This is a genomic window from Sphingobacterium sp. UBA7625 (assembly GCF_002484085.1).
Taxonomy (GTDB): Bacteria; Bacteroidota; Bacteroidia; order Sphingobacteriales; family Sphingobacteriaceae; genus Sphingobacterium; species Sphingobacterium athyrii.
Window position 1 is genome coordinate 121,175 of the sequence record NZ_DLJD01000051.1, and the last position, 22,954, is coordinate 144,128.

The window sequence follows — 22,954 nt, forward strand, 5'->3', positions numbered from 1 at the left end:
TCGTTGATCCTATAAAAGCCCTGTGGAGTCTTCACTACACAGGGCTTTCTGTTGTTGGCATATATTTTCTAAACTCTTCATAAAAAATCGTTATCTTCATCGTAACTATAAACGAAGACTTATGAACTTAACAGACTTAGTTACAGGCGGAGTTGGCTCGAAAGCAATAGAAGCCATTTCTAAAATGACAGGCGTCAGTGAATCCAAAGCAAAATGGATTGTTGCAGCGGCCGTTCCTTTAATGATCGCAGCATTGAATTACAATGCGAAAAACAAAGGTCAATCGGAAAACATCAACAAAGCGATCGATCAACATAGCGGTGGCGGTATCTTCGATAAAATAGGTGATTTATTTGGTCAGGGCGGATCTGACGACGGGAACAAGATTGTCAACCATATGTTTGGGCAAAATACAGAAGTGGTGACGCAGAATATTGCCGATAAAGCGGGTATCAGTTCTGCTCAGGTAACCGGTGTTTTAGCGACACTCGCGCCTATAGTCATGGGATATCTAGGTCAACAAAAACAAGCATCTAGCGGTGGAGGCATTGGTGATCTGATTGGTTCTGTTTTGGGCGGCGGAGGGCAAAGTGCCGGCGGTGGTATGCTAGGGGGGATCCTTGGTTCATTTTTAGGTGGTGGACAAGAAGAGCCCGCACAGGAAACACCACAAGCTTCTGCAGGGGGGAGTATGACTGACGTGTTGGGTGGTTTGGCTGGTAGTTTCTTTGACAAAAGTAACGATGGTCAATCCAAGGGAAATATCCTCGATTCAATCGCTGGAATGTTTGCGAAGTAAGGTAATTTTAAAATATAAAAAAGTCGGAAACTGAACAGTTCCCGACTTTTTTATGCTTTATAGAATTAATTTTCGACCTTCACTTTAGGTGGGAAATTCTTATGTTTTCTCTTGCTGATTTTGTCTACATTGACAGGTTGTGGTATCTTTACATAGTATCCTGTTCCATCGTATTCCCGTTTATTCGGACTTTCCTTACAGGCATCCGAACAACAGCCGTCCATTTCCCAGCCACATTCATCACATTGGGTAAAATGCTCATTACATACCGGATTGGCACAGTTGATCATCTTGGTCGTCTGTTTACCACAATTGAAGCAGGTCGATACCACAGATGGATTGACCGAATTGACATCGACTGTGACACGATTGTCAAAGACATAACATTGGCCTTCGAAATCTTCACCACCAGCTTCTTTGCCATATTTAATGATCCCGCCGTGTAATTGGTAGACATCTTCAAATCCTTCTTTTAATAATAAGGCAGAAGCTTTTTCACATTTGATACCGCCCGTACAATACGTCAATATTTTTTTTCCTCTATATTGTTCCAGTTCTTTGATCTTTTCTGGAAACTCGCGGAAATTATCAATGTCCAAGGTCACTGCATTTTTAAAGCGCCCTACACTATGTTCGTAGTTTGAACGTACATCCAATACTACGACATCTTCCTGATCTTTCATCGCCAAGAAATCTTTTGGCTCCAGATGCACGCCTGTTTGGCGGTTTGGATCGATTTCTTTAGGGTCTCTTAAACCGGAATGCACGATTTCTGCTTTGTAACGGCAATGCATCTTGATAAAAGAGGGCTCTTCAACACGATCGATTTTAAATTCTGTTTTGTTAAAACGACCATCCGCATAAATTGCATCCATATACTGCTGACATGCTTCAGTAGTGCCCGAAACAGTACCATTCAAGCCTTCGTCAGCGACGATGATACGTCCTACTAAGTCAAGTGATTTACAAAATTCAAGGTGATCAGCCGCAAATTGTTCTGCGTTTTCGATAGGGCTGTAACAATAGTACAGCAATGTTTGATATTGTGTCATGATATTCATTGATACCGCTGCAAACGGCGTTTAATGCAAAAATTCACTGCAAAGCTACGAAAAATAATAAATGGATGAAAATGACCTTCGTCACCTTTTCTTCAAAGGCTCCAGGAGGTATTCTAGCCCATTTAGCTTGATCTCGTACAGTGTGGCCAGTTGTTGGCCTAATTTGCCCTTGGGAAATCCTTTTTGATTGTACCAGACCAAATAGGGTTCCGGGAGATTACACAACGTGTAGCCTTGATATTTGCCAAAAGGCATTTTAACTGTTACAAGTTCAGTGAGAATTTCAGGATTTAGCATTAGTCTTGGGGGTTACCGTAATTAAGGCGGTGCCAGATCGCTTTTAAAGCGATGATTCCGTGATTGAATAAGTTGGGAATGGCACCGTAATAGTGTTTGAAGATGGCGAAGCGTTCTTTTAGCGACTCCTTATGTTTCTGTTTTGACATCCCGCCGACGAGATAACGCGCTACATATTGATGCGCATTAACAGATTTATTTGCCTTCTTAGCACAGCGGATGACCCAATCTATATCCGCGCATAGTTTGTAATTGAGATCATAGGGTTCTGCAATACTTCGCTTGATATAGATCGCCTGATGACAGATATTCATGCCATAGCGAAAGCTCTTCCAGTCAAAATTTGCGGGTACTTTATGTCTTCGTTCACCAATAATATTTCTATCCTCGTCTATTAGAATGGTTTCACCGTAGAGGATATCGGCATCATTACTGAGTTTCGCCAAGTTTTCGATGCTATTGAGATCGTATATTTCATCGCCCGAATTCAGAAAAAGAACATAGTCACCTGTCGCCAGAGCCAAGCCTTTGTTCATTGCATCATAAATGCCCTTGTCTTTTTCGGATAGTAAAACCGCAATTTTGTCCTGATATTTATGGATAACTGCCAATGTACCATCGGATGATTCCCCGTCAATGACGATGTATTCAATATTGTCGTAAGTCTGGTTAACAACCGATGTAATGGTGTGCTCAATATCCCGCACATTATTGTAAACGACAGTGATAATTGAAAATTTTGGATGAGCAGCCATGTCTATTTATTGAATTCGTTAATTTTTTTCTTGAGGAACCGGATGCCCCGCCTGAGTAAAGAACCTTTCCGATGTGCATAGAAATATTTTATAGCATCATAGGCCTGCTTATTCTCCGCTATTTCTGTTGGAAAAAAAACTACAGGATGATCAGCCAATGTAACCTGATAGGTTGATTCTGCAGCCGTATGGGTGCCTGAACCATCATTGCCGATATTCTGTGTCATCGAATTCCTCGGATACAAAACTAGTCCATTTTTTTTGAATACCGAAGCGTACCAACGGATTGCCCAGGAATTGATCTTTCCACTGCGAAGTTCCTGTACTTGCTTCCAAAAGTTCTCTTTTCCTTCAATACTGAATTGGTGAATATGTTCCTCCGAAAAATCAGAAACAAGCTCATCTATGTCTGGGTTAAAATGTTGCCACGCACGATCCCATGTTGCCCAGCCCCAGCTATTGGCTACCCGAAAGAAAAATGTTTCAGGAAGCTGATTCAGATTTTGTACCGGGTAACCATAGCCACTGATCTGCATGACCTGTTGATCTTCCCGATAACGGTCTAGCGCCTTGTTAAAATAATCAAGCGCAAATGAAGATGTTTCAAGATCGTCTTCTAAAACGATAATCTGCCCATGTTCCCGCACGACTTTGGTGACACCATCGATGACATTGGCGGCCAAGCTCCAGTTTTTGTCCCTTTCGACAATTTTAATCTGTTTAAAATGCCAGGGTTTTTTAATAATCCTACGGACCTCATCCACAGCCTCAACCGCGCGCTCATCTTTGGCCGCATCCGAATAGATATAGAGGATCGTCTGATCCGCATACTGGTTTTTCTCAAGTGCTGTGAGTGTCTTCAGCGTATGTGCCGGACGATTATACACAAAGAGTAAAACTGGAGCAAGACTGTTCATCTATCAAAAAATTTTGTTAAATGCTTTTTTATTAGCCTGACGGGTATCACGGACTGCTCCGGTCTTACCCAATAGTCTAAGAGCAATATTGAAATAATTTCTTGTTTCAAAAATACGACCTTTACCTAAAGAAGACAGCATTTTCTTTACGCTCGCTAATATAGCCATCGAAAAAGCTTTTGTGAACGTATAATTGATATTGCAATATTCTGTCAGATGATAGACGAATTCGCTCTTTAGAAAAGCTTTGCGATCTACTTGGCGCTGCTGTCTGTCGTGATAAGCCTTGGCATCTTCGGCCAACACAAAGTTCAATCCATAATAATGGATGCGGTTGGCATAATCTTTATCTTCTCCATAATGGAAGAAAATTGGAGAAAACCCCCCTACTTTTTTGATGACAGCTTTTGGTATCAACCAAAAAGCAGCGTTGACGAATGAACAGGTTCGATGGGAGTTTTCAAGCCGTGTATGCTTCGTATAGACTGAGAATCCATGGTCGAGTTTTTCCTCCGTACCATCATAGTGGATGGGGGAAATAATTCCGATGTTTGTGGTGTTTACCTTGATCAGGTTGGCGATGCAGTTCCGATCTATCCAGGCGTCCTGATTGACCAAAAAGGCGTAATCATAATCTTCTTCCAGGGCGATGGCCAACCCCATGTTGTTGGCCTTTCCAAAACCGAGGTTTTCGGAGCTTTCTATCAGTCTGACTGTAGGATAAGTTTCTTTGATGATATGAGTAGTATGATCCCTTGAGTTATTATCTATAACAAGGATATCCGTTTGATGGCTTGATGCTAACAAGCTGGGTAAGCACTTGTGAATCCAGGGTTCAAAATTATAAGAAACGATTATGGTGAGAATCCTGGCCATCTATTTTTTTCGGATAACTGTGATGAAATAGCTGAATAATTCAAGCAAAATACTCGGCTTAAAGATTCTATTGACGATGATATATGCACATACGGCGACAGCAATAGTACTTGCAAACCGAAGGTACAGGTTGGCAATAGATGCAGTGACGTAATGTGCTGCCAAACAGCTGATAGCGGCTAGTACAGCATACGAAAAAACATCCTGAATCAGATAGCCTAATGAATAGGTCGTATAGGGTTTGGCCGAAGCGTACCAGACAAATATCCATAGCGCGTTTAATCCGGAGGTCAATGCGATGAGCGTTTCGATACCCAGTGATTTTCCAAAAACTAAAATTGCAATTTGAAGTAAACCAAAAGCAACGATATTGCGCATATAGACCTGGGATTTCCCTTTGCTGATAATCAGGCTAGAGAAGACATTGCTTACTGAGTCAAAAGCCGCACCGATACAGAAAATCTGAAGAAATATCGCGCTCTGTAGCCATTTTTCCGTGATCGTTATTACAATAAAATCTTGTGCAACCGTGGTTAAGCCAAAGAGCATTGGGAAAGCCAGGAAAGCTGTAAAGGAGATGAGTTTGCGAAATACCCTTACCTGTCGATCTTTTTCATGTTCGATTTCCCGCAGGATCGGCTGTGTGACATTATTGACCATATTGGTCAAAATAGACTGAGCCATTTGACTCCATTTATTAGGATTTATCGTATAGCCGAGCTCTTTTTCGGTATAATGCGTTCCAAGAACAGCGGCATAGACATTTTTATTGATATAGATGAATATATTGGTAACCAATATTTTGCTGCTAAAGCCGAAAATATCGCGTATCGGTTGGAAATCAAAGGTAAAGTTAGGCCTGAATTTGGAGAAATACCAAAAGCCCAACATATTGAAACCACTATAGGAGACAATCTGAACGGCAAAAGCCCAATAAGCATAGTCCTGATAGGCTAAGTAGACTCCAATACTGTTGGATGCGATAAGGGCCAGCGTCCCTGTAATTACTCTCTCTTTGATTTTTAAATTCCGGAAGAGATATGCATTGTGGGCTACCCCAAAACTGCCTAGCCAAAAAGAAAGAAAGGTGAAGCGGCTCAGATCAACCAGTATCGGTTGATCGTAATGTAAAGCAATCAGGGGAGCCGCAAAGAATAATGCAATATAAATTAATGTGCCTATTCCAACACTTGTCCAGAATACGGCATTATAATCTTTATGCTGCACTTCTTTCTTGTTGACGATACCATATATAAATCCACTTTCTTGGAAAGCGGACGCCAGTACAGAAAAAATTGTAATCAAACCGATTAAACCATAATCCTCCGGTTCCAGTTTACGGTTTAGCAGGATGCCGAAACCGAATCCCAAAAACTGCTGGATAATACTGGCCATGCCGCCCCACAGCAGTCCTTTTGTTGTTTTTGATTTTAAAGAGTCATTTTCCGTTTGCGATGACATGCTAAATTAAATGAGCGGCAATATTAAAGTATTGCAATTGTATTCGCAAATTCTTTTAAGGAAACATCGGTCGGATTGATATCGGTAATCAAATAAGAAATATCACGTAAGGGGACTACTTTCATTTTTTGAACGGAATTAAGTTTCTCCGCAATACTGAGTATAGCAACCTTTTTGGAGCATTTGATCATTGCGCGTTTGATCTGCACCACCTCCCAGTCCGAGTCAGTAACACCGTCTTCTACAGAAAGTGAATTGGTTCCTAATAGACAAAGGTCTACCTTTAAATCTGCTAATTCATTGGCTACCTGTGCGCCAGACACAATATTTGTATTACGTGAAAGCTTTCCGCCGACCAAGATCACCTCGAGATTAGGTTTCTCCGCGAGCTCCAATGCGACTAGTGGACTGATGGTAAAAAACGTACATTGAAGATGATCCGGAATTGTCCGCGCCAGCTCGATCAGGGTCGTTCCCCCGCCAACAAGTACTGTCATGCCATTGGAGATCAGAGTGCTTGCCTTTTTTGCAATCTCTTTCTTCGCTTCTTTTGCGTAGACATTTCCATCCTGAAAAGGAAATTGAAAGGACTTGGAGAGTGCTCCACCATAGACTTTTAAAACTTTGCCGTTTTCTGCGAGCTCGTTCAGGTCACGTCGGATGGTATCTTCGGATACATTGAGTTGAACACTTAAATCTGAAGATAAAACTTTGTTATGTAGATTGATCTGATGTATAATAAATGCTTGTCTTTCTTCCTTTAACATTGGTCTTTGGTTTTAATCGGAATTTCTAAACTAATTGAAAAAAATCAGTTTAAATGTAGTGAAAATTATTCTTCCTTTTTATCAATTTTTGTTAATCCCGCTTTGAAGCGAGGTTTAAACCCTGTCGGCTTGTTTGCCGCTGCCTGCTCCTGCGTAGTATCGTTGTTCTGTTGCAGTTCATCGGTCGGTTTGTCCATGCTGCTTTCCGTAGGTGTCGGCGTTGCCTGTAGAGTAGGGGCAGCGGTCTGCTGTAAGTTCAGGTCTTCTGTTGGTGGAACCACTTCCGGTGTCGAGTCGGTATTTGCTGTTTTGGTTATCCCTGCTTTAAATCTTGGCTTAAAGCCGGTGGGCTTCGAAATTTCGCTTGCCAAACTGTTCGGGGCCTCTGTGGTTGAGGATGTATCCGCTGTCGCAGCGCTATTTGCAGATACTGGAGTTGTCGTCGCGTCCTCTACTGAAGGGGTTGCGGATTGAACAGATTCAGCCGCCTGTATGTTATCAGTACTTCCTGTTTTCGTTATCCCTGCTTTAAAGCGAGGTGTAAACCCTTTTGGTTTCGCTATTGTTGGCTCCTGCTCGCTAATTTCCTGTTGTTGCTTGTCAACGGTGTTCGCTACTGGCGTCGTCTTTTTTTGCGTGGAATCCGCACTTTCTGTTTTCGTCACACCGGGCTTAAACCTCGGCTTGAAACCTGCGGGTTTGTTTGCTGCGGTTGTTATGTGGTCATCAGTATTGTCTGTTTGTCCTTCAATAGCTGTTGTCACCGTATTACTCGCAGCAGCATCCGACGGTATTGGTTGGCCAGATTCAGCTGTCGGTTGCGTGTCCGTGCCTTCAGCTGAAGTAACCGCAGCAGCATCCGCACTTTCTGTTTTCGTTACGCCCGCTTTGAAGCGTGGTTTGAACCCCGTTGGCTTGGCGGTTTCAGCTGCTTCAGGAGCCTTCGTCTCTGAAGCTGTTACTGGATTTTCTCCCAAAGGTGCTGACTGTTCAGAGGCAGCGGCTTTTGTCACGCCTGGCTTAAACCGTGGTTTGAATCCCGTAGGCTTCGGCGTTTCTGGAACCGATTCCCCTGACGAATCTGTAGGGGTAGGTGTTTCAGTTGTATTCGCTGTATTTTTAGTGATGCCCGGTTTAAAGCGGGGCTTAAACCCAGCTGGCTTCGGTGTTTCTGCTACTGTACTATCAGTCGCTTCTGAACGTGTTGTGGATGGATCTGTTTTCGGTTCCTCTTTCTGATCAGCAGGCTCAGCTGGGGTAGCTGCTTTAAACCGGGGTTTGAAACCTGCAGGTTTTGCGGCAATGGTGTCCTTTGCAGCCGGCGCAGTCTCCACATGATCTGTCTGGACAGGTTTTTTGATAAGCACGGCTTCTTCTTCTGCCAGATGGAAGCTCTTCCGAAGTTTGTTGAACCAAAACTTCTTACTATGATCAAAGCTTTTCTCTCCCATAGCAGAATAGTGTGCTTTGAACTCTTCAAATAAGGGTTCATCTGCAGCTTTTAAAGCTTTTAAATCAATTTTCTTTTTCGTGAAAAATTCTTCAAAAGTCATCCTGTTATGAGTTTGATATAGTCTATTACAAATGTAGTAATTTTTCTGACGGCGCTGAGAGGCCTTTTATAAAAAAAGAGCGACAAGCGCTCTTTTTAAATATTTTTTGAGATAAATGGCTTAAGCCATATTATGGTATACCGCCTGTACATCATCATCCTCTTCGATTTTATCAATCATCTTCAATACATCAGCAGCTTGTTCTTCTGTAATGTCAGAATGCGATAACGCGATACGTTCTAATTTTGCCGAGGTTACTTCGATACCTTTCTCTTCCAGCAATTTTTGCATATTACCGAAATCCTCAAAAGAAGTCTGCACTACGGCAACATCATTACCTTCTTCATCAGCTTCAACGTATAATTCTTCCAAACCACCATCGATAAGCTCTAATTCCAATTCTTCAAGATCTAATTCTTCTGTAGCCGCAAAACGGAAAATGGATTTGCGATTGAAAATAAAATCCAAGGATCCCGTTTTTCCCAATGAACCACCAGCTTTTGTAAAATAGCTGCGGATATTTCCGACAGTACGGTTGGTATTGTCAGTTGCTGTTTCGATCAAAACCGGAACACCATGTGGGCCATAACCCTCATATACATATTCTTCATAACCTTTTGAATCTTTCTCCGAAGCACGTTTTATAGCCGCTTCGATACGATCTTTAGGCATGTTTACAGCCTTAGCATTATGTATTGCCGTGCGAAGTCTCGAGTTGGTTTCAGGGTGCGGGCCGCTTTCTTTAACCGCCATAGCGATCTCTTTACCTAAACGTGTAAATTGTACGGCCATTTTAGCCCAGCGTTTGAATTTCCGCTCTTTTCTGAATTCGAAAGCTCTTCCCATTGTTATATTTTGTTTTTAAGATTCTCAATCATATCGACTGTCATCTTCTGGATGTCAAATGCTGGCTTCCAGTTCCAGTCTTTGCTTGCGTATGAATCATCCAGACTTGCAGGCCATGAATCGGCAATCTGCTGTCTTGGGTCATTCGCTACGTAAGAGATTGCAAAATTAGGAAGAATTTTTTTAATTTCTTGTGCGAGTTCTTTCGGAGTAAACGTAATACCGCCAAGGTTATAGCTGTGGCGGATACTCAAGCTCTCCCGCGGGGCGTCCATCAGTTCAAGTGTACCGCGGATGGCATCTTCCATGTATAACATGGGTAATGCTGTATTTTCAGATAGAAAACATTCGTAAGTGCCTGTTTTCAGTGCCTCATAGAAGATATCAACAGCATAATCTGTTGTTCCGCCTCCCGGTTCGGTCTTCCAGGAAATAATCCCCGGATATCTTACGCTACGGATATCCAATCCGCGGTGCTCCTGATACCATTCGATAAGACGTTCGCCCGCAAGCTTACTGATGCCATAGATTGTATTGGGATCCATGACGCAATATTGCGCTGTGTTCTCCTTTGGTGAATGGGGACCAAAGACAGCGATCGAACTTGGCCAGAATATTCTTGAAACTTTATACGTAACTGCAAGGTCAAGCACGTTGAGCAACCCATTCATGTTAAGCTCCCAGGCTTTTTCAGGATATTTTTCGCCTGTTGCAGAAAGCATCGCTGCCAATAAATATACTTGAGTAGGTTTATATTTTTGAAATAATGACTCAAGACCATTTTTGTCAAGTACATTTGCAATTTCAAAATTTTCGTCGGGGCTTTTTGTTTGTGGTTCTCTGATGTCTGTGGTGACAATATTTTCTGCACCAAATTTTTTACGCAGAGCGATTGCCAATTCAGTACCGATTTGGCCGTTTGCACCAATGATAATAATGCTTTCTTTCATGATGCAAATATAAAGGCTTTTCAGTATCTAGCAACTGTCTGGTGTCAAGGATAGTCCGCTAAAAATGTTAATTTATAGACTCTTGGCGCAGTTTTTATGAGATTTTAAACCGTTTCAATCGTTTGTTCTTTTTTTTTGAACGAGCAGCGAAAATTTTTATTTTTTTTGAATTGTCGCTACTTCAATTTTTTGTGACATATAGCGTCAACATAACGTAGCCGTTTATGTTGTTGAGAATAACAAAATGGAACTGTTGTGACTTTTTTAGCAGAACGAGGGATATTTTATTATTTTAATAGCGTAATTACGGAATATTTTTTAAATTTGAAGAATTCATTCTTCAAGAATCAACTAAAAACAAATCAAATAACAAATTTTATATACAATTTAAACACAGACAAAAATGAAAGTGGCAGTAGTCGGCGCAACAGGCCTTGTAGGTACTGAGATGCTAACCGTGTTGGCGGCGCGAAATTTCCCAGTAACAGAATTGATTCCGGTAGCTTCAGAGCGCAGCAAGGGTAAGGAAATTGAATTCAAGGGAAAGAAGTATAAGGTGGTTACACCATCTGAGGCTATTGCTTTGAAACCTGATGTTGCATTGTTCTCCGCGGGAGGCGATACGTCCAAAGAATTTGCACCAAAATTTGCAGAAGCCGGAATTACAGTCATTGACAATTCTTCCGCTTGGCGTATGGATCCGACGAAGAAATTGGTCGTTCCGGAAGTAAATGGCGATGTATTATCGGCTGATGATAAAATCATTGCAAACCCGAATTGTTCAACTATCCAGATGGTAGTGGCCTTAAAACCATTACATGATAAATATAAAATTAAACGTGTCGTAGTTTCGACTTATCAGTCCGTAACAGGTACTGGAGTAAAAGCCGTTAATCAGTTGATGGACGAGCGCGCCGGTAAAGAAGGCGAGAAAGCTTATCCTTATCAGATTGATTTGAATGTCATTCCGCATATCGACGTGTTTCAGGAGAACGGTTACACAAAAGAAGAGATGAAAATGATTTTGGAAACCAACAAAATCATGCGCGACGATTCGATCAAAGTAACGGCAACAACTGTACGTATCCCAGTGATGGGTGGGCACTCCGAGTCATTGAACATCGAATTTGAAAATGACTTTGATTTAAATGATGTGCGTGCTGCGTTAGCTGCTCAAAGCGGTTGTATTGTTGTCGACGATCCAGCTTCTCTTCAATATCCGATGCCAAAAGACGCACACGGTCGAGATGAAGTTTTTGTGGGACGTATACGTCGTGATGATTCTCAACCGAATACGTTAAATATGTGGGTAGTAGCAGACAACCTGCGTAAAGGTGCAGCGACGAATGCTGTTCAAGTTGCTGAACTATTGGCAGAAAAAGGATTGATCTAACTCAAGTAGATTCCATCATATTGAGCCCCCATGAAGCAGTTCATGGGGGCTTTTTAATAACGCATGATGGTTGATTGATATCCAGTCATGCACGTTGAGGATGTCCAGTAAATCTGAAACTACGGTGTCAAGGTTTTTGGTAAAATAGAAAAATCAATTTTATCATTTAGCGGGAAATAGTTTTCTTTTTGTTGTTCCTCCAGACGATCAGGAAATAATATTCCGAAGAGATGATCCGTTTCATGCTGGAAGATTACTGCGGTAAAGCCCTCAATATTCTCTTCAATCACTTTTCCTTCCTTGTTGATGTACTGTAGACGGATTGCATAGCTCCGCAACACATCTTCTTTGCGGTTGGGGATGGAGAGACAGCCCTCGGCACCCTTCCGTTTTAGCTTCGAGCGCCATAGGATTTTGGGGTTTACATAAAACTCGAAAGGTTGTTCCGGCTTGTCAAACCGCTGCACCCAGATGAGATTTTTGTTGATGCCAATTTGGGGAGCAGCTATTCCCACGCCTGGGTGATTTGGATCCCGAACGGTCGCAAACATTCGCTTTGAAAGCGTTTCTACCAGCGGGTCGTTGTATTTAACATCATTGCTTGTTGCTTTCAATACCTTTAAATCTTTTTCATCGGTAGTTTGCAATACACGAAGAAGCGTGTTTTCATTCCCTGACAAAATAATCTTCTTATCAGCTTCTGTAAATTCCTGTCCACCATTTAGGTTAACGGGACGTTCATTCTTCGCTTTATGAAAGGCTTTTTCTCCTGCCATAATTTTTGTTTCTAAATTGTTTTCTACTGGGGGAACCGGACAGCGATAACCGTTGCTGTAGGCACAATAAGGATTGTAAGCCTTATTAAAATCTATTTCAATGATACTGCCCTTGATGTCATCCGTGGATAAGTCGATATATCGTCCACCACTATAGCTCTCCTGGCCATTTGTCTGATCTAAAAATGGTAAAAATAAATGTTTTTTGTAGACAGGATTTTGAAATAAGGCGACACTCTGGTAAATATTCAATGTTCTTTCAGCTCCATTCAATTGAAATGTCACTGTCGCATAACGTTTGTACTCGTTGCTGGTGCCGTCATAGGTCGGCATACGAAATACAGGTTCATCAAATAGGACCTCTATATTGGCTTTGATTTTATAGTTTGCGCTTACAGGGAAGTAATCCAAAGAAGCCACTTGTTCTGCCTTCAACGGACCAAATTGTTCTTTGGCCAATTCCAAAGCTTTTTCCTTGCGCTGCGCCAAAATTTGTTGCTCATAATTGCTCTGGGCATGGCCATATAGGCAAAATGCAACAAAAAGGCTGGCAATAACTGTTTTTCTCATGTGCGTTTTTAATAGTCTATCAAAGGTATAGCTTTTTTAATCTCAATACTCATATCTAAATTGTACTTTTGTAAAAAAAGATGGTTCCATGAGGTTAATGGCATTTGATTACGGTACAAAACGAATTGGGGTTGCAGTAACCGATCCGATGCAAATTATTGCTACGGCACTGACAACAGTACATCCGCAGGATATTTGGACTTTTCTAACGGATTACCTCCAAACGGAACAGATCGAAACATTTGTTGTCGGCAAGCCCAGACAAATGGATGGATCGGACTCCGAATCAGCTTCGCACGTTGTCGGGTTTATGCGTAAATTGAAAAAGATATATCCGGCGATCCCGGTTGTCGAAATTGATGAACGCTTCACCTCAAAAATGGCTTCCGCAGCCATTGCTCAAAGTGGCAAGAAGAAAAAGGACCGTCAACAGAAAGGCCTGATCGACACGGTGTCAGCGACGATTATTTTACAAAGCTACATGGATAGCCGCAGTTTTTAAATGAGAATTCATGGCATGATCTCTTTCCCGATACATGACAGCTTTGCGGGTGGGGAAATATCGATTTGAAGATCATAAGATCCATCTAACTGATGGGATGAAAACTGGGCTCCGTGTGCTCACTTAATACTTAATTACAGATGAAAAGCATATTATTTTTTACAGAGGACATAGATTATAAACTAAAAGAAAAAGGTAAGATTCGCCAATGGATCGCTGATGCGATTAAAGGCGAAGGGTTTAAGCGTGTCGGCGAATTGAGCTTTATCCTTTGCTCGGATGCATACCTGTTGGAGATCAATAAAGAATACCTGAATCACGATACCTATACGGATATTGTGACTTTTGATTCATCAGAAGACGAGGATACCATTGCTGGTGATATTTTTATCAGTGTGGAACGTATTCAGGAGAATGCACAAAAATTTAACGTTGCCGAGCGCGATGAATTACATCGTGTCATTATTCACGGTGTTATGCATCTTTGTGGATATCCGGACAAAAAGCCTGCGGATAAAACCAAGATGACGGCGAAAGAAGATGAATATCTAGGAAAACGAAATTTCTAGTTTTTTATCGTAACTTTTTCTTCTTAGCACCTCGGAGCCGCATTCAGGTATGTAATTCTTCCTGGTGGTGCTTATCCTTTTTACTCGTTTATTTTCTTCATGCGGGAGATCTGTCATTTGCTGTCACAGATCTCCCTGGATAAACCGCGCTGAAAATATGGCTGATACGAGGTTATCCAGTTTGTTTTTCCATCAAAAAAAACTTGACTTTTCGATTATATTTAGCTAGTTTCGACACAAATTTTCTACACCTTTTATTAAGTGTCTAATATGAACGAGTTAGAGGAATATTTCCGGAATAATAATGATAAGCTGATCAACAAATGGATGCATTATTTCGATGTATACGATCGTCATTTCCGCCGATTCAAAGGTAAGGAGATTGTCGTGCTGGAAATAGGAGTCTTTCAGGGCGGGAGCCTTCAGATGTGGAAGAAATATTTTGGCGACAAAGCAAAAATCTACGGGGTAGATATCAACCCCAACTGCAAAGCACTGGAAGAGGAGAACGTCGAGATATTTATCGGATCTCAGTCAGACCGTAAATTCCTGCGCAAAGTGAAAGAGTCAATCCCTCCAATAGATATTCTGATAGATGATGGTGGGCATACCATGCTGCAACAGATTATTACATTTGAAGAACTATTTGGGCATGTAAAAGAGGATGGTGTCTATCTATGTGAAGATCTGCATACCTCTTACCAAGTTTTTTATGGTGGTGGACATAAGCGAAATGGCACATTTATCGAATATAGTAAGAACTTTATTGATTACATCAATGCCTATCATTCAGAACAACGGGGGCTAAAGGTCAATGAGTTTACACGTTCGGTCAACTCTTTACATTATTACGATAGCATTTTGGTTGTTGAGAAACGTAAAATGCAGCCGCCTACTCATATGAGAACGGGTAACGCTACAGTACAAGATTTTGACGCTCCACCAACGGGTTTAAGTGGTTTAAAATGGAAGATTAAGAAACCGGCACTAACAGCGATCAATAAATTCCTCCGCTTTTTTAGGATTGGTGGATTTATGTGGAGATAGGAAAACGATGATCCATAAAAAAAGCGTTGTACAACAGTACAACGCTTTTTTTATAGCATTGTCAATGACTAAAATCTTTCAAATTGAGAGAAAAAGAAGTTACCTTCGATAGCCGCATTCTCATCAGAATCAGATCCGTGGATAGCGTTGGCATCGATAGATTTAGCATATTTATTGCGGATTGTACCTTCAGCTGCATCAGCAGGATTCGTAGCACCGATTAATGTACGGAAATCTTCAACTGCGTTGTCTTTTTCTAAGATTGCAGCAACGATAGGACCTGAAGTCATAAATTCTACCAATTCACCGTAGAAAGGACGTTCTTTGTGCACAGCGTAAAATGCACCAGCAGTTTCTTTTGATAACTGAATGTATTTCATTGCAATGATTTTGAAACCACCAGCAATAATATCGTTTAAGATTGCACCGATGTGACCGTTCGCTACTGCGTCAGGTTTAATCATCGTAAAAGTTCTGTTAGTTGCCATTATTTTATTTTTTTGCAAACTTAGATAAATTGCTTTTTATATGCAATATAATTAGGCTTATATAAAAACAATTTATTCGTCATAGTGTGTTAATTTAACGTGCTCAGTCTCGTGAAACAAGTTGCCGTTTAGTAGTGCTGAAACCAAAAGTTTGGCTTTCACTCAGTCACTGGCAATCTTTTTATCGTACAAAATGTAATAAGATCATAGGTAATTGACAATAAACGGAAATAAAAAATCAGCTGTTAACAAATCCATTCCATAAATATATTCAATATGAATATGTAACTTTGTAATGTTATGGCATTAAATCTAACAGTAGACATCGATAAGGATTCCGGCTTTTGCTTTGGAGTGGTATACGCTATAGATATGGCAGAGGAGATTTTGGAAGAGGATGGTTACCTCTATTGTCTTGGTGATATCGTACACAATGACGAAGAAGTAGCCCGGTTGAAAGCCAAAGGATTGCGTATTATTGATCATGCTGCGTTGCCTACACTACAAAACGAGAAGGTGCTGATCCGTGCACATGGCGAAGCTCCGGAGACCTATCGTACAGCTTTAGAAAACAATATTACGCTAATTGATGCCTCTTGTCCAGTCGTACTCAAATTGCAGAATAGGATCAAAACCTCTTTTGACCAGGAGGAAAAGATCTTGATCTTTGGAAAACATGGGCATGCGGAGGTCATCGGTCTACAGGGACAGACAAATAACGAAGCACTCGTATTTCAGGATATAGCTGAGTTGGATGATGCTGATTTGCCAGCTTCATTTACGCTCTATAGTCAGACAACAAAAAGTGTGGATAAATTCTACGCCATCAAAGATGAGTTGATCAAGAGAGGGTATGAGGTCAAGGCCAATGATACCATCTGTAGACAAGTGTCTAACAGATATGAGGATCTTGGTGCCTTTGCTCGACAATATGATAAAATTGTTTTTGTGTCCGGTAAAAAGTCTTCCAATGGAAAGGTTTTGTTTGAGGTATGCCAAAAAGCCAATCCTGAAAGTTACTTTATCTCCGACCCTGCCGAACTGGATGCGTCAGTTTTTAGGACCGGTGACCGTATTGGTATATGCGGAGCAACCTCAACACCAATGTGGCTGATGAAAGATGTAAAAGCGACCCTGGAAGCACTCTAACCTAGTTTACCCGTCATAGATATTTCATATTATCGCGAGTGAATCTGCAGTACATGCTTTTTTGTTTATTTTTGTAGGCTATGATCAATAAAGCCAAAAAAGGTATTCTTTTAGTACAATTAGGTACACCCGATAGTCCAACTACTCCAGATGTAAAAAAATATTTGACCGAATTCTTAATGGATCCACGTGTCATAGATATTCCTTATTTCCAACGGACTTTATTGGTGAAAGGAATAATTGCTCGTACCCGTGCACCAAAATCAGCAAAGATTTACGAAACAATCTGGGATAAGAAAACCGGATCACCCTTAATGCATTATAGTATATTGCAACGGGACCTATTGCAGGAGTCTTTGGGCGACGAGTACCATGTAGAACTGGCCATGCGATACCAAAATCCGTCCATAGAAGCTGCACTGAGCAAGATGGAAGGTATGCTGCTCGAGTCTATCCGTGTCATTCCGTTATTCCCTCAGTATGCTTCTGCAACTTCTGGCTCGGTCATCGACCGTGTGATGGAGCTGATCCGCAAATGGAACTATCTGCCTGAAATTAGTTTTGTGAGCAATTTCTGTACGGATGAATTGATGGCTGAGACCTTTGCAGACCATGCCCGAAAATACGATCTTGAACATTTTGACCATTTTGTTTTTAGCTACCATGGCCTTCCCGTCAGACAGCTCGGCAAAGTGGATCCTACAGGCCAGCTAAAATGTCCTGAGTCAGGTTGTGATTCCTGTAAAACAAATGTCAATGCCTATTGTTATGTTTCTCAGTGTTATGCAACTACCCGGACCATTGTTGAAAAATTGGGCTTGCAGAAAGAGCAATATTCACTGTGCTTCCAGTCCCGATTGGGCAAAGAACCATGGATTCAACCCTATACTTCTGATTTGTTGCATGACCTTGCCAGTAAAGGGTATAAAAAATTATTGGTCTTCAGTCCGGCATTTGTGGCCGACTGTATAGAGACGATCGATGAAATTGGCGTGGAATATGCTAATGAATTCAAGAATTTAGGGGGAGAGGAAGTCTGTTTGGTTGAAAGTCTCAATGACGATCCCAAATGGATCAAATCTCTAAAGCAATTGGCGCTCAATGCCAAAAATTAAAACGAATTAATGATGTTGTTAGTAAATGCATGTGTTTTACTCATTCTAGATTTTTATATCTTTTTCGCCCTTCGCGCTACGAAGATTAAATTTCCCAAAACAAAAATATTCGCCGTGTTATGGTGGTCGTATACCGCCCTCCTGCTATTAGGTGTTTTTATATCAGCCAAATATAGCATTCCGCTGATTGTAAGGTCTGTTATTTTGGTTGGATTCTTTTTGACAGCAACTTCAAAATTATTCTTCTTTTTGATCCTCTTGATCGATGACATCCGTCGCGGCGGTGTGTGGGTCAAACGCTTGTTCAGTAAGAAAGAGTCTGTTGAGGATCTTGTTGAAGATGCTGGCGATCCTTTACCTGAAAATCCGGTGAAAGGAATCAGCCGATCGGATTTTTTGACCAAAGCCGGTATATTAATAGGCGCCTCGCCGCTTATTCCGCTGAGCTGGGGAATTGTTTCCGGTGCATATGATTACCGCGTCAGACGGGTACCGTTATACTTACCTCATCTGCCTAAAGCGTTTCACGGCATGACCATCGCACAGATATCGGATGTACACTCGGGATCTTTCTATAACAAGACTGCTGTGACCGGCGGGATAGATATGTTGCTTAAGGAAAAACCCGATGTTACATTTTTCACAGGTGATATCGTAAATGCTCAGGCATCTGAAATGCGCGAATACCAAGATATTTTTGCAAGAGTGAAGTCGGACCTGGGGGTATTTTCCACCTTGGGTAACCATGATTATGGAGATTACTACTACGGAAAAGAAGATTCCCCTGCAAAACGAAAAAATCTAAAAGATGTGATCGATGTGCATAAAGTCATGGGCTGGGACCTGTTGATGGATGAGCATCGTAAGATCAAGGTGGATGGCGAAGAGCTCTGCATTGTTGGGGTTCAGAACTGGGGAACTGGTCGTTTCCCAAAACATGGGGATATCAAAAAAGCATTGATCGGAACCGAGGAACAGGCTGTTAAACTGCTCTTGTCCCATGATCCTTCGCACTGGCGTGCACAAGTATTAGATACCGATGTGGATGTGATGTTTGCGGGGCATACACATGGCATGCAGTTTGGTGTTCGTTCTGAAATGCTGCAATGGAGCCCGGTACAATATATCTATAAGGAATGGGCCGGATTGTACCGTGCGCAGGAAAACAAGCGCTTATACGTCAATGTTGGATATGGATTCTTGGGTTATCCCGGCCGTGTCGGTATTCTGCCCGAAATTACAGTCTTTGAATTGATTAAAGGTCAGGATCCGAAGTTTAAGGCTTAGAAGATTTGGTATGGCGGCTTTGGTCCTTCCAGCCCTCGGCTTAATTAACCCTGCTATGACTGAATCGAACAAGGGTATGGGGGACTTCGATCCATTTTTACAGCGCTTTAAAGGACTCATCTTTCGATAATTTTACTTTTTAATTTTAACTTTTTACTTAAAAAAGCTAATATTGTGTATTCTGTACACCAGTTATACATGACATGCAATCAACTTTAAACTTTGGGGACTCTCCCCACACACGCGTTAATATTCTTACCGGGGAAAAAGTACTTGTGTCTCCACATCGCAGTAAGCGACCTTGGCAGGGCCAAGTTGAAGATTTACCCGGTGATAATCGACCTGCTTATGATCCCCAATGCTATTTGTGCCCAACCAATAAACGGGCAGATGGGGATATCAATCCCGATTATAAAGAAAGCTTCGTTTTCGTCAACGACTTCTCGGCCTTATTGAAAGATACCAGCCAACAGGAATTTAATGAGGACGAATTATTTATTGCGGAGACTGAAAAAGGAATCTGTAAAGTTATTGCATTCACCCCACGTCACGATCTGACGTTGCCTGAAATGGAACAGTCCGCTATTAAAGCTGTTGTTGATCTCTGGCAGAAAGAATTTGTGGAACTTTCTAAGGTAGAATGGATCCGTTATATTCAGATTTTTGAAAATAAAGGCGCTATCATGGGCTGTAGCAACCCACATCCGCATGGACAGATCTGGTCTCAAAATCATTTGCCGGTAGAAATTCAAAAAGAATGTGTCCAGCAAAAGAAATATTTCGACAAATACCAGCATACCCTGCTATCCGATTATATCAACGCAGAATTAAGAAAAAAAGAACGCATTATCGATGAGAACGATTCTTTTGTCTCTTTGGTGCCTTTTTGGGCCGCTTGGCCTTATGAAGCCATGATTGTCAGCAAGAGAGCTGTGCAGAATATTGCCGGATTTGACGAAAAGGAAAAGGAAGATCTTGCCGCGATACTTAAATTATTGACTACACGTTACGATAACCTTTTCAAAACATCTTTTCCTTATTCTGCTGGTATGCACCAAGCGCCCGTCAATGATGGAGATCATCCAGAATGGCATTGGCATATGCATTTCTATCCACCATTGTTGCGTTCGGCAACAGTCAAAAAATTTATGGTCGGATACGAAATGCTTGCAAATCCTCAACGGGATATTACACCTGAAGTCGCCGCTGAACAACTGCGGAATTGTGCTACTATACATTATAAATCTAAGTAAGAATGATCGCAAAAGAAACTATAGTAAATAAATTTAAAAGCTTATATCAGGAAGATCCTATTGTGGTTTCCTCTCCGGGCCGGATCAATATTATCGGTGAACATACGGATTACAATGATGGATTTGTCCTGCCTGCAGCTATTGACAAGGCAATCTATGTTGCTGTGAGCAAGCGTGCGGACGATAATATCGTATTGTATGCCGAAGACTACGGAGAAAGCCATGAAGTCAAATTAACGGATATCGCGATTTCAGAAAAACATTGGCCAAATTATATCCTTGGTGTAGTGGACCAATACCAGAAAAGAGGCGCTGTATTGGGCGGATTTAATCTTTATATTGATGGTGATGTGCCATTGGGTGCCGGATTATCCTCTTCGGCAGCGGTGGAATGTGCGGTTACCTTAGCGCTTAGTGAATTGTTTCAATTAAATGTCAAGCAGATTGATATTCCGCAGATCGCACAAAAGGCTGAGCATACCTATGCCGGCGTGATGTGCGGTATCATGGATCAGTTTGCTTCTGCCTTTGGTAAAGAAAAAAATGTCATTAAGCTGGATTGTCGCTCCCTAGGATTTGAATATGTGCCGCTTGATCTCAAAGGTTATGAAGTCGTTCTTTTGAATACCAACGTGAAACACTCTTTGGCTTCTACAGCGTACAATAAACGCCGTGAGCAATGTGAACAGGCATCGGCATGGGTACGGGAGAAATATCCGGATGTTAAAAATCTGCGAGACGTTACGGTGGACATGCTGGATGAACTGGTAAAAGATAAAGATGCAGATATCTACGCCAAGGCAAGTTTTGTTGTCCGTGAGAACGAAAGGGTAGAGAACTCTTGCGAAGCATTACGTTCAGGAGATATTGCTCAGCTAGGACAGCATATCTTCCAGAGCCATGAGGGCTTGAGTAAAGTATATGAGGTCAGTTGTCCCGAACTGGATTATCTGGTTGATTATGTCAGGCAATTCCCCGAAGTGATCGGCGCCCGGATGATGGGGGGTGGTTTTGGTGGCTGTACGATCAATATTGTTAAAGAGGGTGCGCTTGCATCAATTTTACCAAGATTGGAGAAAGAATATCAACAAAAATTTGATAAGGAACTTTCAGTCATTCAAGTAAAGATTGCGAATGGTACGCGTGTACTCTAGATAAGAATCGCATAAAACAAAAGAGAGCGTGGGTAGTCTGATAACTATTCACGCTCTTTTGTTTTATCCACTAACAGAAAGTAGGTCGCTAAATTTTTAACCAAGTTTCCTTAAGGCTTGATCTAGATCGTCAATCAAATCTGCTATATTTTCAATACCAACAGAGATCCGCAACATACCCATTGTGATTCCCGAGATTTCTTTTTGCGCTTTGGTATGGTGCCCGCCCCACATGCTTGCCGGATGTACGATCAGTGATTCGACACCACCCAGACTGGCGGCATTGATAAAGATGTTCAGGTTGTTAATTAAAGATTGTGCATTTTTAAAGGCCTGCTCTTCGTCCTGTCCATCAACTTCAATACAGATCATTCCGGAGAAGCCTTTCATTTGACGGGCTGCCAGTTCGTGCTGGGGATGGCTGGAAAGCCCTGGATAACTTACGCTCTTGATCTTCGGATGCTGATCCAAAAACTCAGCCAGTTGCAGGGCATTCGTATTGATCTGCTTGACACGCAAGCTCAATGTTTTCAGCCCGCGGAGCAACAACCAGGAATCCATCGGTGCCAGCGATGCACCCAGCGCCACGGATCGTTTCCAGACTTTTGTGATATAATCTTTACTTCCACAGACAATTCCGGCCGTTAGATCGCTATGGCCGCCCAGATATTTTGTGGCACTATGCACAATGACATCAATTCCAAAATCCCGCGGTGTCTGATTGATCGGTGAAGCGAAGGTATTGTCAACCATACTCAAAATACCTCGTTGCCGGGCCCGCTCGCCGACCGCTTTAAGATCCGTAATATTTAAATTGGGATTGGAAGGAGTTTCGATATAGATCAGTTTGGTATTCGCCTGAATAGCCCGGGCAAAGGCTGCGGTATCCGTTTGATCAACCGCGGTGACTGTAATGCCATAGTCGGCCAGAAATTCCTTAAAGAAAATGGCCGTACCGGAGTAGTGGGCAAGCTGTACAACGATATGATCGCCAGATTTGACAATAGCCAATATAGCGGCACTGATGGCGGCCATACCTGTCGCAAAGACAAGTGCATCTTCTGTTTTCTCCAGTTTGGCGACTACCGCCGCAACCTGGCTATTGGTTGGATTGCCATGACGGTGGTAAAAGTAAGGGTGTTTGGCTTCTGTCGCCGCTTTGATGTATTCTGCAGGATCACTGTCCGCAATATAGGTTGAGGTCTGGAAGATCGGAGCCGTTACTGCGGCAGTTGAATTGAAGTGTTGTCCTTCATGGACGAGAATCGTTTCGGTATTGGATGCCATGCTAATTTTTATTGATCACTGTTCATTTTTTGTGGGTACCAATAAAAACCTTTCATATCCTTTCACTGCATCCGGTGCAGAT

General features: G+C 41.9%; 22 protein-coding genes and 1 pseudogene. 10 read left to right on the top strand and 13 right to left on the bottom strand.

Annotation, left to right across the window (positions count from 1 at the left end; translation table 11 throughout):
* The first annotated feature begins 121 nt into the window (after nucleotides 1-121).
* A complete protein-coding gene (locus B4G94_RS20740) occupies nucleotides 122-799 on the top strand; it encodes a DUF937 domain-containing protein (RefSeq protein ID WP_286861633.1) in 678 nt (225 codons plus the stop codon).
* A 65-nt stretch (nucleotides 800-864) separates the two neighbouring features.
* Here B4G94_RS20740 and B4G94_RS20745 read toward each other — a convergent pair whose 3' ends face one another.
* The 10 genes from B4G94_RS20745 to B4G94_RS20790 form a co-directional block, all read right to left on the bottom strand.
* The gene (locus B4G94_RS20745; RefSeq protein WP_286861636.1) at nucleotides 865-1,851 is read right to left on the bottom strand and encodes a rhodanese-related sulfurtransferase; all 987 of its coding nucleotides are present in this window, start codon (nucleotides 1,849-1,851) and stop codon (nucleotides 865-867) included.
* Nucleotides 1,852-1,941: 90 nt separating this feature from the next.
* Nucleotides 1,942-2,157, bottom strand: a complete 216-nt coding sequence (locus tag B4G94_RS20750; protein WP_046673143.1) for a DUF3820 family protein — start codon at nucleotides 2,155-2,157, stop codon at nucleotides 1,942-1,944.
* Complete coding sequence (locus B4G94_RS20755; RefSeq protein ID WP_286861640.1) at nucleotides 2,157-2,912, bottom strand: glycosyltransferase family 2 protein; 756 nt, start codon at nucleotides 2,910-2,912, stop codon at nucleotides 2,157-2,159. Before B4G94_RS20755 ends, B4G94_RS20750 begins: the two co-directional genes overlap by 1 nt.
* A gap of 2 nt (nucleotides 2,913-2,914) precedes the next feature.
* A complete protein-coding gene (locus tag B4G94_RS20760) occupies nucleotides 2,915-3,829 on the bottom strand; it encodes a glycosyltransferase (protein ID WP_286861642.1) in 915 nt (304 codons plus the stop codon).
* Between the two features lie 3 nt (nucleotides 3,830-3,832).
* The gene (locus B4G94_RS20765; protein WP_286861645.1) at nucleotides 3,833-4,705 is read right to left on the bottom strand and encodes a glycosyltransferase family 2 protein; all 873 of its coding nucleotides are present in this window, start codon (nucleotides 4,703-4,705) and stop codon (nucleotides 3,833-3,835) included.
* Nucleotides 4,706-6,166 (bottom strand): lipopolysaccharide biosynthesis protein, encoded by a 1,461-nt coding sequence (locus B4G94_RS20770; RefSeq protein ID WP_286861647.1) that lies wholly within the window; start codon nucleotides 6,164-6,166, stop codon nucleotides 4,706-4,708. It lies immediately after the preceding gene.
* Nucleotides 6,167-6,189: 23 nt separating this feature from the next.
* Entirely contained in the window at nucleotides 6,190-6,933 is a 744-nt protein-coding gene (locus tag B4G94_RS20775) for a DeoR/GlpR family DNA-binding transcription regulator (protein ID WP_108634674.1), read from the bottom strand.
* 65 nt (nucleotides 6,934-6,998) lie between these two features.
* Complete coding sequence (locus tag B4G94_RS20780) at nucleotides 6,999-8,486, bottom strand: hypothetical protein (protein ID WP_286861651.1); 1,488 nt, start codon at nucleotides 8,484-8,486, stop codon at nucleotides 6,999-7,001.
* 120 nt (nucleotides 8,487-8,606) lie between these two features.
* Nucleotides 8,607-9,332, bottom strand: coding sequence for a YebC/PmpR family DNA-binding transcriptional regulator (locus tag B4G94_RS20785; protein ID WP_104383596.1), 726 nt, complete (start codon nucleotides 9,330-9,332; stop codon nucleotides 8,607-8,609).
* A 2-nt stretch (nucleotides 9,333-9,334) separates the two neighbouring features.
* A complete protein-coding gene (locus B4G94_RS20790; RefSeq protein ID WP_108634676.1) occupies nucleotides 9,335-10,282 on the bottom strand; it encodes an NAD-dependent epimerase/dehydratase family protein in 948 nt (315 codons plus the stop codon).
* Between the two features lie 403 nt (nucleotides 10,283-10,685).
* Between B4G94_RS20790 and B4G94_RS20795 the strand changes: the two genes are divergently transcribed.
* The gene (locus B4G94_RS20795; RefSeq protein ID WP_286861655.1) at nucleotides 10,686-11,675 is read left to right on the top strand and encodes an aspartate-semialdehyde dehydrogenase; all 990 of its coding nucleotides are present in this window, start codon (nucleotides 10,686-10,688) and stop codon (nucleotides 11,673-11,675) included.
* Between the two features lie 119 nt (nucleotides 11,676-11,794).
* Here B4G94_RS20795 and def read toward each other — a convergent pair whose 3' ends face one another.
* Nucleotides 11,795-13,021: a peptide deformylase gene (def, locus tag B4G94_RS20800; protein ID WP_286861657.1), complete on the bottom strand. Its 1,227-nt coding sequence runs from the start codon at nucleotides 13,019-13,021 to the stop codon at nucleotides 11,795-11,797.
* A gap of 88 nt (nucleotides 13,022-13,109) precedes the next feature.
* Between def and ruvX the strand changes: the two genes are divergently transcribed.
* The 3 genes and pseudogenes from ruvX to B4G94_RS28135 form a co-directional block, all read left to right on the top strand.
* A complete protein-coding gene (gene ruvX / locus B4G94_RS20805) occupies nucleotides 13,110-13,523 on the top strand; it encodes a Holliday junction resolvase RuvX (protein WP_108634679.1) in 414 nt (137 codons plus the stop codon).
* Between the two features lie 140 nt (nucleotides 13,524-13,663).
* Nucleotides 13,664-14,092 (top strand): rRNA maturation RNase YbeY, encoded by a 429-nt coding sequence (gene ybeY, locus B4G94_RS20810; RefSeq protein ID WP_108634680.1) that lies wholly within the window; start codon nucleotides 13,664-13,666, stop codon nucleotides 14,090-14,092.
* 327 nt (nucleotides 14,093-14,419) lie between these two features.
* Nucleotides 14,420-14,719: pseudogene (locus B4G94_RS28135) on the top strand (SAM-dependent methyltransferase); the annotation flags it as partial.
* A 488-nt stretch (nucleotides 14,720-15,207) separates the two neighbouring features.
* Here B4G94_RS28135 and B4G94_RS20820 read toward each other — a convergent pair.
* Nucleotides 15,208-15,627, bottom strand: coding sequence for a nucleoside-diphosphate kinase (locus tag B4G94_RS20820; RefSeq protein WP_077437233.1), 420 nt, complete (start codon nucleotides 15,625-15,627; stop codon nucleotides 15,208-15,210).
* Between the two features lie 300 nt (nucleotides 15,628-15,927).
* Between B4G94_RS20820 and B4G94_RS20825 the strand changes: the two genes are divergently transcribed.
* The 5 genes from B4G94_RS20825 (at nucleotide 15,928) to galK (ending at nucleotide 21,585) form a co-directional block, all read left to right on the top strand.
* Nucleotides 15,928-16,776, top strand: coding sequence for a 4-hydroxy-3-methylbut-2-enyl diphosphate reductase (locus B4G94_RS20825; RefSeq protein ID WP_286861661.1), 849 nt, complete (start codon nucleotides 15,928-15,930; stop codon nucleotides 16,774-16,776).
* Nucleotides 16,777-16,856: 80 nt separating this feature from the next.
* On the top strand, nucleotides 16,857-17,891 hold the full coding sequence (hemH, locus tag B4G94_RS20830; protein ID WP_286861662.1) for a ferrochelatase: 1,035 nt from the start codon (nucleotides 16,857-16,859) through the stop codon (nucleotides 17,889-17,891).
* 12 nt (nucleotides 17,892-17,903) lie between these two features.
* Nucleotides 17,904-19,178 carry a metallophosphoesterase gene (locus B4G94_RS20835; RefSeq protein WP_286862168.1) on the top strand — a complete coding sequence of 425 codons (1,275 nt, stop codon included), beginning with the start codon at nucleotides 17,904-17,906 and terminating at the stop codon, nucleotides 19,176-19,178.
* 203 nt (nucleotides 19,179-19,381) lie between these two features.
* Nucleotides 19,382-20,431 (top strand): UDP-glucose--hexose-1-phosphate uridylyltransferase, encoded by a 1,050-nt coding sequence (locus B4G94_RS20840; protein ID WP_286861664.1) that lies wholly within the window; start codon nucleotides 19,382-19,384, stop codon nucleotides 20,429-20,431.
* 2 nt (nucleotides 20,432-20,433) lie between these two features.
* Entirely contained in the window at nucleotides 20,434-21,585 is a 1,152-nt protein-coding gene (gene galK, locus B4G94_RS20845; RefSeq protein WP_286861666.1) for a galactokinase, read from the top strand.
* A gap of 96 nt (nucleotides 21,586-21,681) precedes the next feature.
* Here galK and B4G94_RS20850 read toward each other — a convergent pair whose 3' ends face one another.
* A complete protein-coding gene (locus B4G94_RS20850) occupies nucleotides 21,682-22,872 on the bottom strand; it encodes a trans-sulfuration enzyme family protein (protein WP_286861668.1) in 1,191 nt (396 codons plus the stop codon).
* Nucleotides 22,873-22,954: the final 82 nt, after the last annotated feature.

What these genes read in the sequence shown, in the direction of transcription:
- B4G94_RS20740 (WP_286861633.1), top strand. Translation starts at nt 122, where the DNA reads ATGAACTTAACAGACTTAGTTACAGGCGGAGTTGGCTCGAAAGCAATA.
- B4G94_RS20745 (WP_286861636.1), bottom strand. Translation starts at nt 1,851, where the DNA reads ATGACACAATATCAAACATTGCTGTACTATTGTTACAGCCCTATCGAA.
- B4G94_RS20750 (WP_046673143.1), bottom strand. Translation starts at nt 2,157, where the DNA reads ATGCTAAATCCTGAAATTCTCACTGAACTTGTAACAGTTAAAATGCCT.
- B4G94_RS20755 (WP_286861640.1), bottom strand. Translation starts at nt 2,912, where the DNA reads ATGGCTGCTCATCCAAAATTTTCAATTATCACTGTCGTTTACAATAAT.
- B4G94_RS20760 (WP_286861642.1), bottom strand. Translation starts at nt 3,829, where the DNA reads ATGAACAGTCTTGCTCCAGTTTTACTCTTTGTGTATAATCGTCCGGCA.
- B4G94_RS20765 (WP_286861645.1), bottom strand. Translation starts at nt 4,705, where the DNA reads ATGGCCAGGATTCTCACCATAATCGTTTCTTATAATTTTGAACCCTGG.
- B4G94_RS20770 (WP_286861647.1), bottom strand. Translation starts at nt 6,166, where the DNA reads ATGTCATCGCAAACGGAAAATGACTCTTTAAAATCAAAAACAACAAAA.
- B4G94_RS20775 (WP_108634674.1), bottom strand. Translation starts at nt 6,933, where the DNA reads ATGTTAAAGGAAGAAAGACAAGCATTTATTATACATCAGATCAATCTA.
- B4G94_RS20780 (WP_286861651.1), bottom strand. Translation starts at nt 8,486, where the DNA reads ATGACTTTTGAAGAATTTTTCACGAAAAAGAAAATTGATTTAAAAGCT.
- B4G94_RS20785 (WP_104383596.1), bottom strand. Translation starts at nt 9,332, where the DNA reads ATGGGAAGAGCTTTCGAATTCAGAAAAGAGCGGAAATTCAAACGCTGG.
- B4G94_RS20790 (WP_108634676.1), bottom strand. Translation starts at nt 10,282, where the DNA reads ATGAAAGAAAGCATTATTATCATTGGTGCAAACGGCCAAATCGGTACT.
- B4G94_RS20795 (WP_286861655.1), top strand. Translation starts at nt 10,686, where the DNA reads ATGAAAGTGGCAGTAGTCGGCGCAACAGGCCTTGTAGGTACTGAGATG.
- def (WP_286861657.1), bottom strand. Translation starts at nt 13,021, where the DNA reads ATGAGAAAAACAGTTATTGCCAGCCTTTTTGTTGCATTTTGCCTATAT.
- ruvX (WP_108634679.1), top strand. Translation starts at nt 13,110, where the DNA reads ATGAGGTTAATGGCATTTGATTACGGTACAAAACGAATTGGGGTTGCA.
- ybeY (WP_108634680.1), top strand. Translation starts at nt 13,664, where the DNA reads ATGAAAAGCATATTATTTTTTACAGAGGACATAGATTATAAACTAAAA.
- B4G94_RS20820 (WP_077437233.1), bottom strand. Translation starts at nt 15,627, where the DNA reads ATGGCAACTAACAGAACTTTTACGATGATTAAACCTGACGCAGTAGCG.
- B4G94_RS20825 (WP_286861661.1), top strand. Translation starts at nt 15,928, where the DNA reads ATGGCATTAAATCTAACAGTAGACATCGATAAGGATTCCGGCTTTTGC.
- hemH (WP_286861662.1), top strand. Translation starts at nt 16,857, where the DNA reads ATGATCAATAAAGCCAAAAAAGGTATTCTTTTAGTACAATTAGGTACA.
- B4G94_RS20835 (WP_286862168.1), top strand. Translation starts at nt 17,904, where the DNA reads ATGTTGTTAGTAAATGCATGTGTTTTACTCATTCTAGATTTTTATATC.
- B4G94_RS20840 (WP_286861664.1), top strand. Translation starts at nt 19,382, where the DNA reads ATGCAATCAACTTTAAACTTTGGGGACTCTCCCCACACACGCGTTAAT.
- galK (WP_286861666.1), top strand. Translation starts at nt 20,434, where the DNA reads ATGATCGCAAAAGAAACTATAGTAAATAAATTTAAAAGCTTATATCAG.
- B4G94_RS20850 (WP_286861668.1), bottom strand. Translation starts at nt 22,872, where the DNA reads ATGGCATCCAATACCGAAACGATTCTCGTCCATGAAGGACAACACTTC.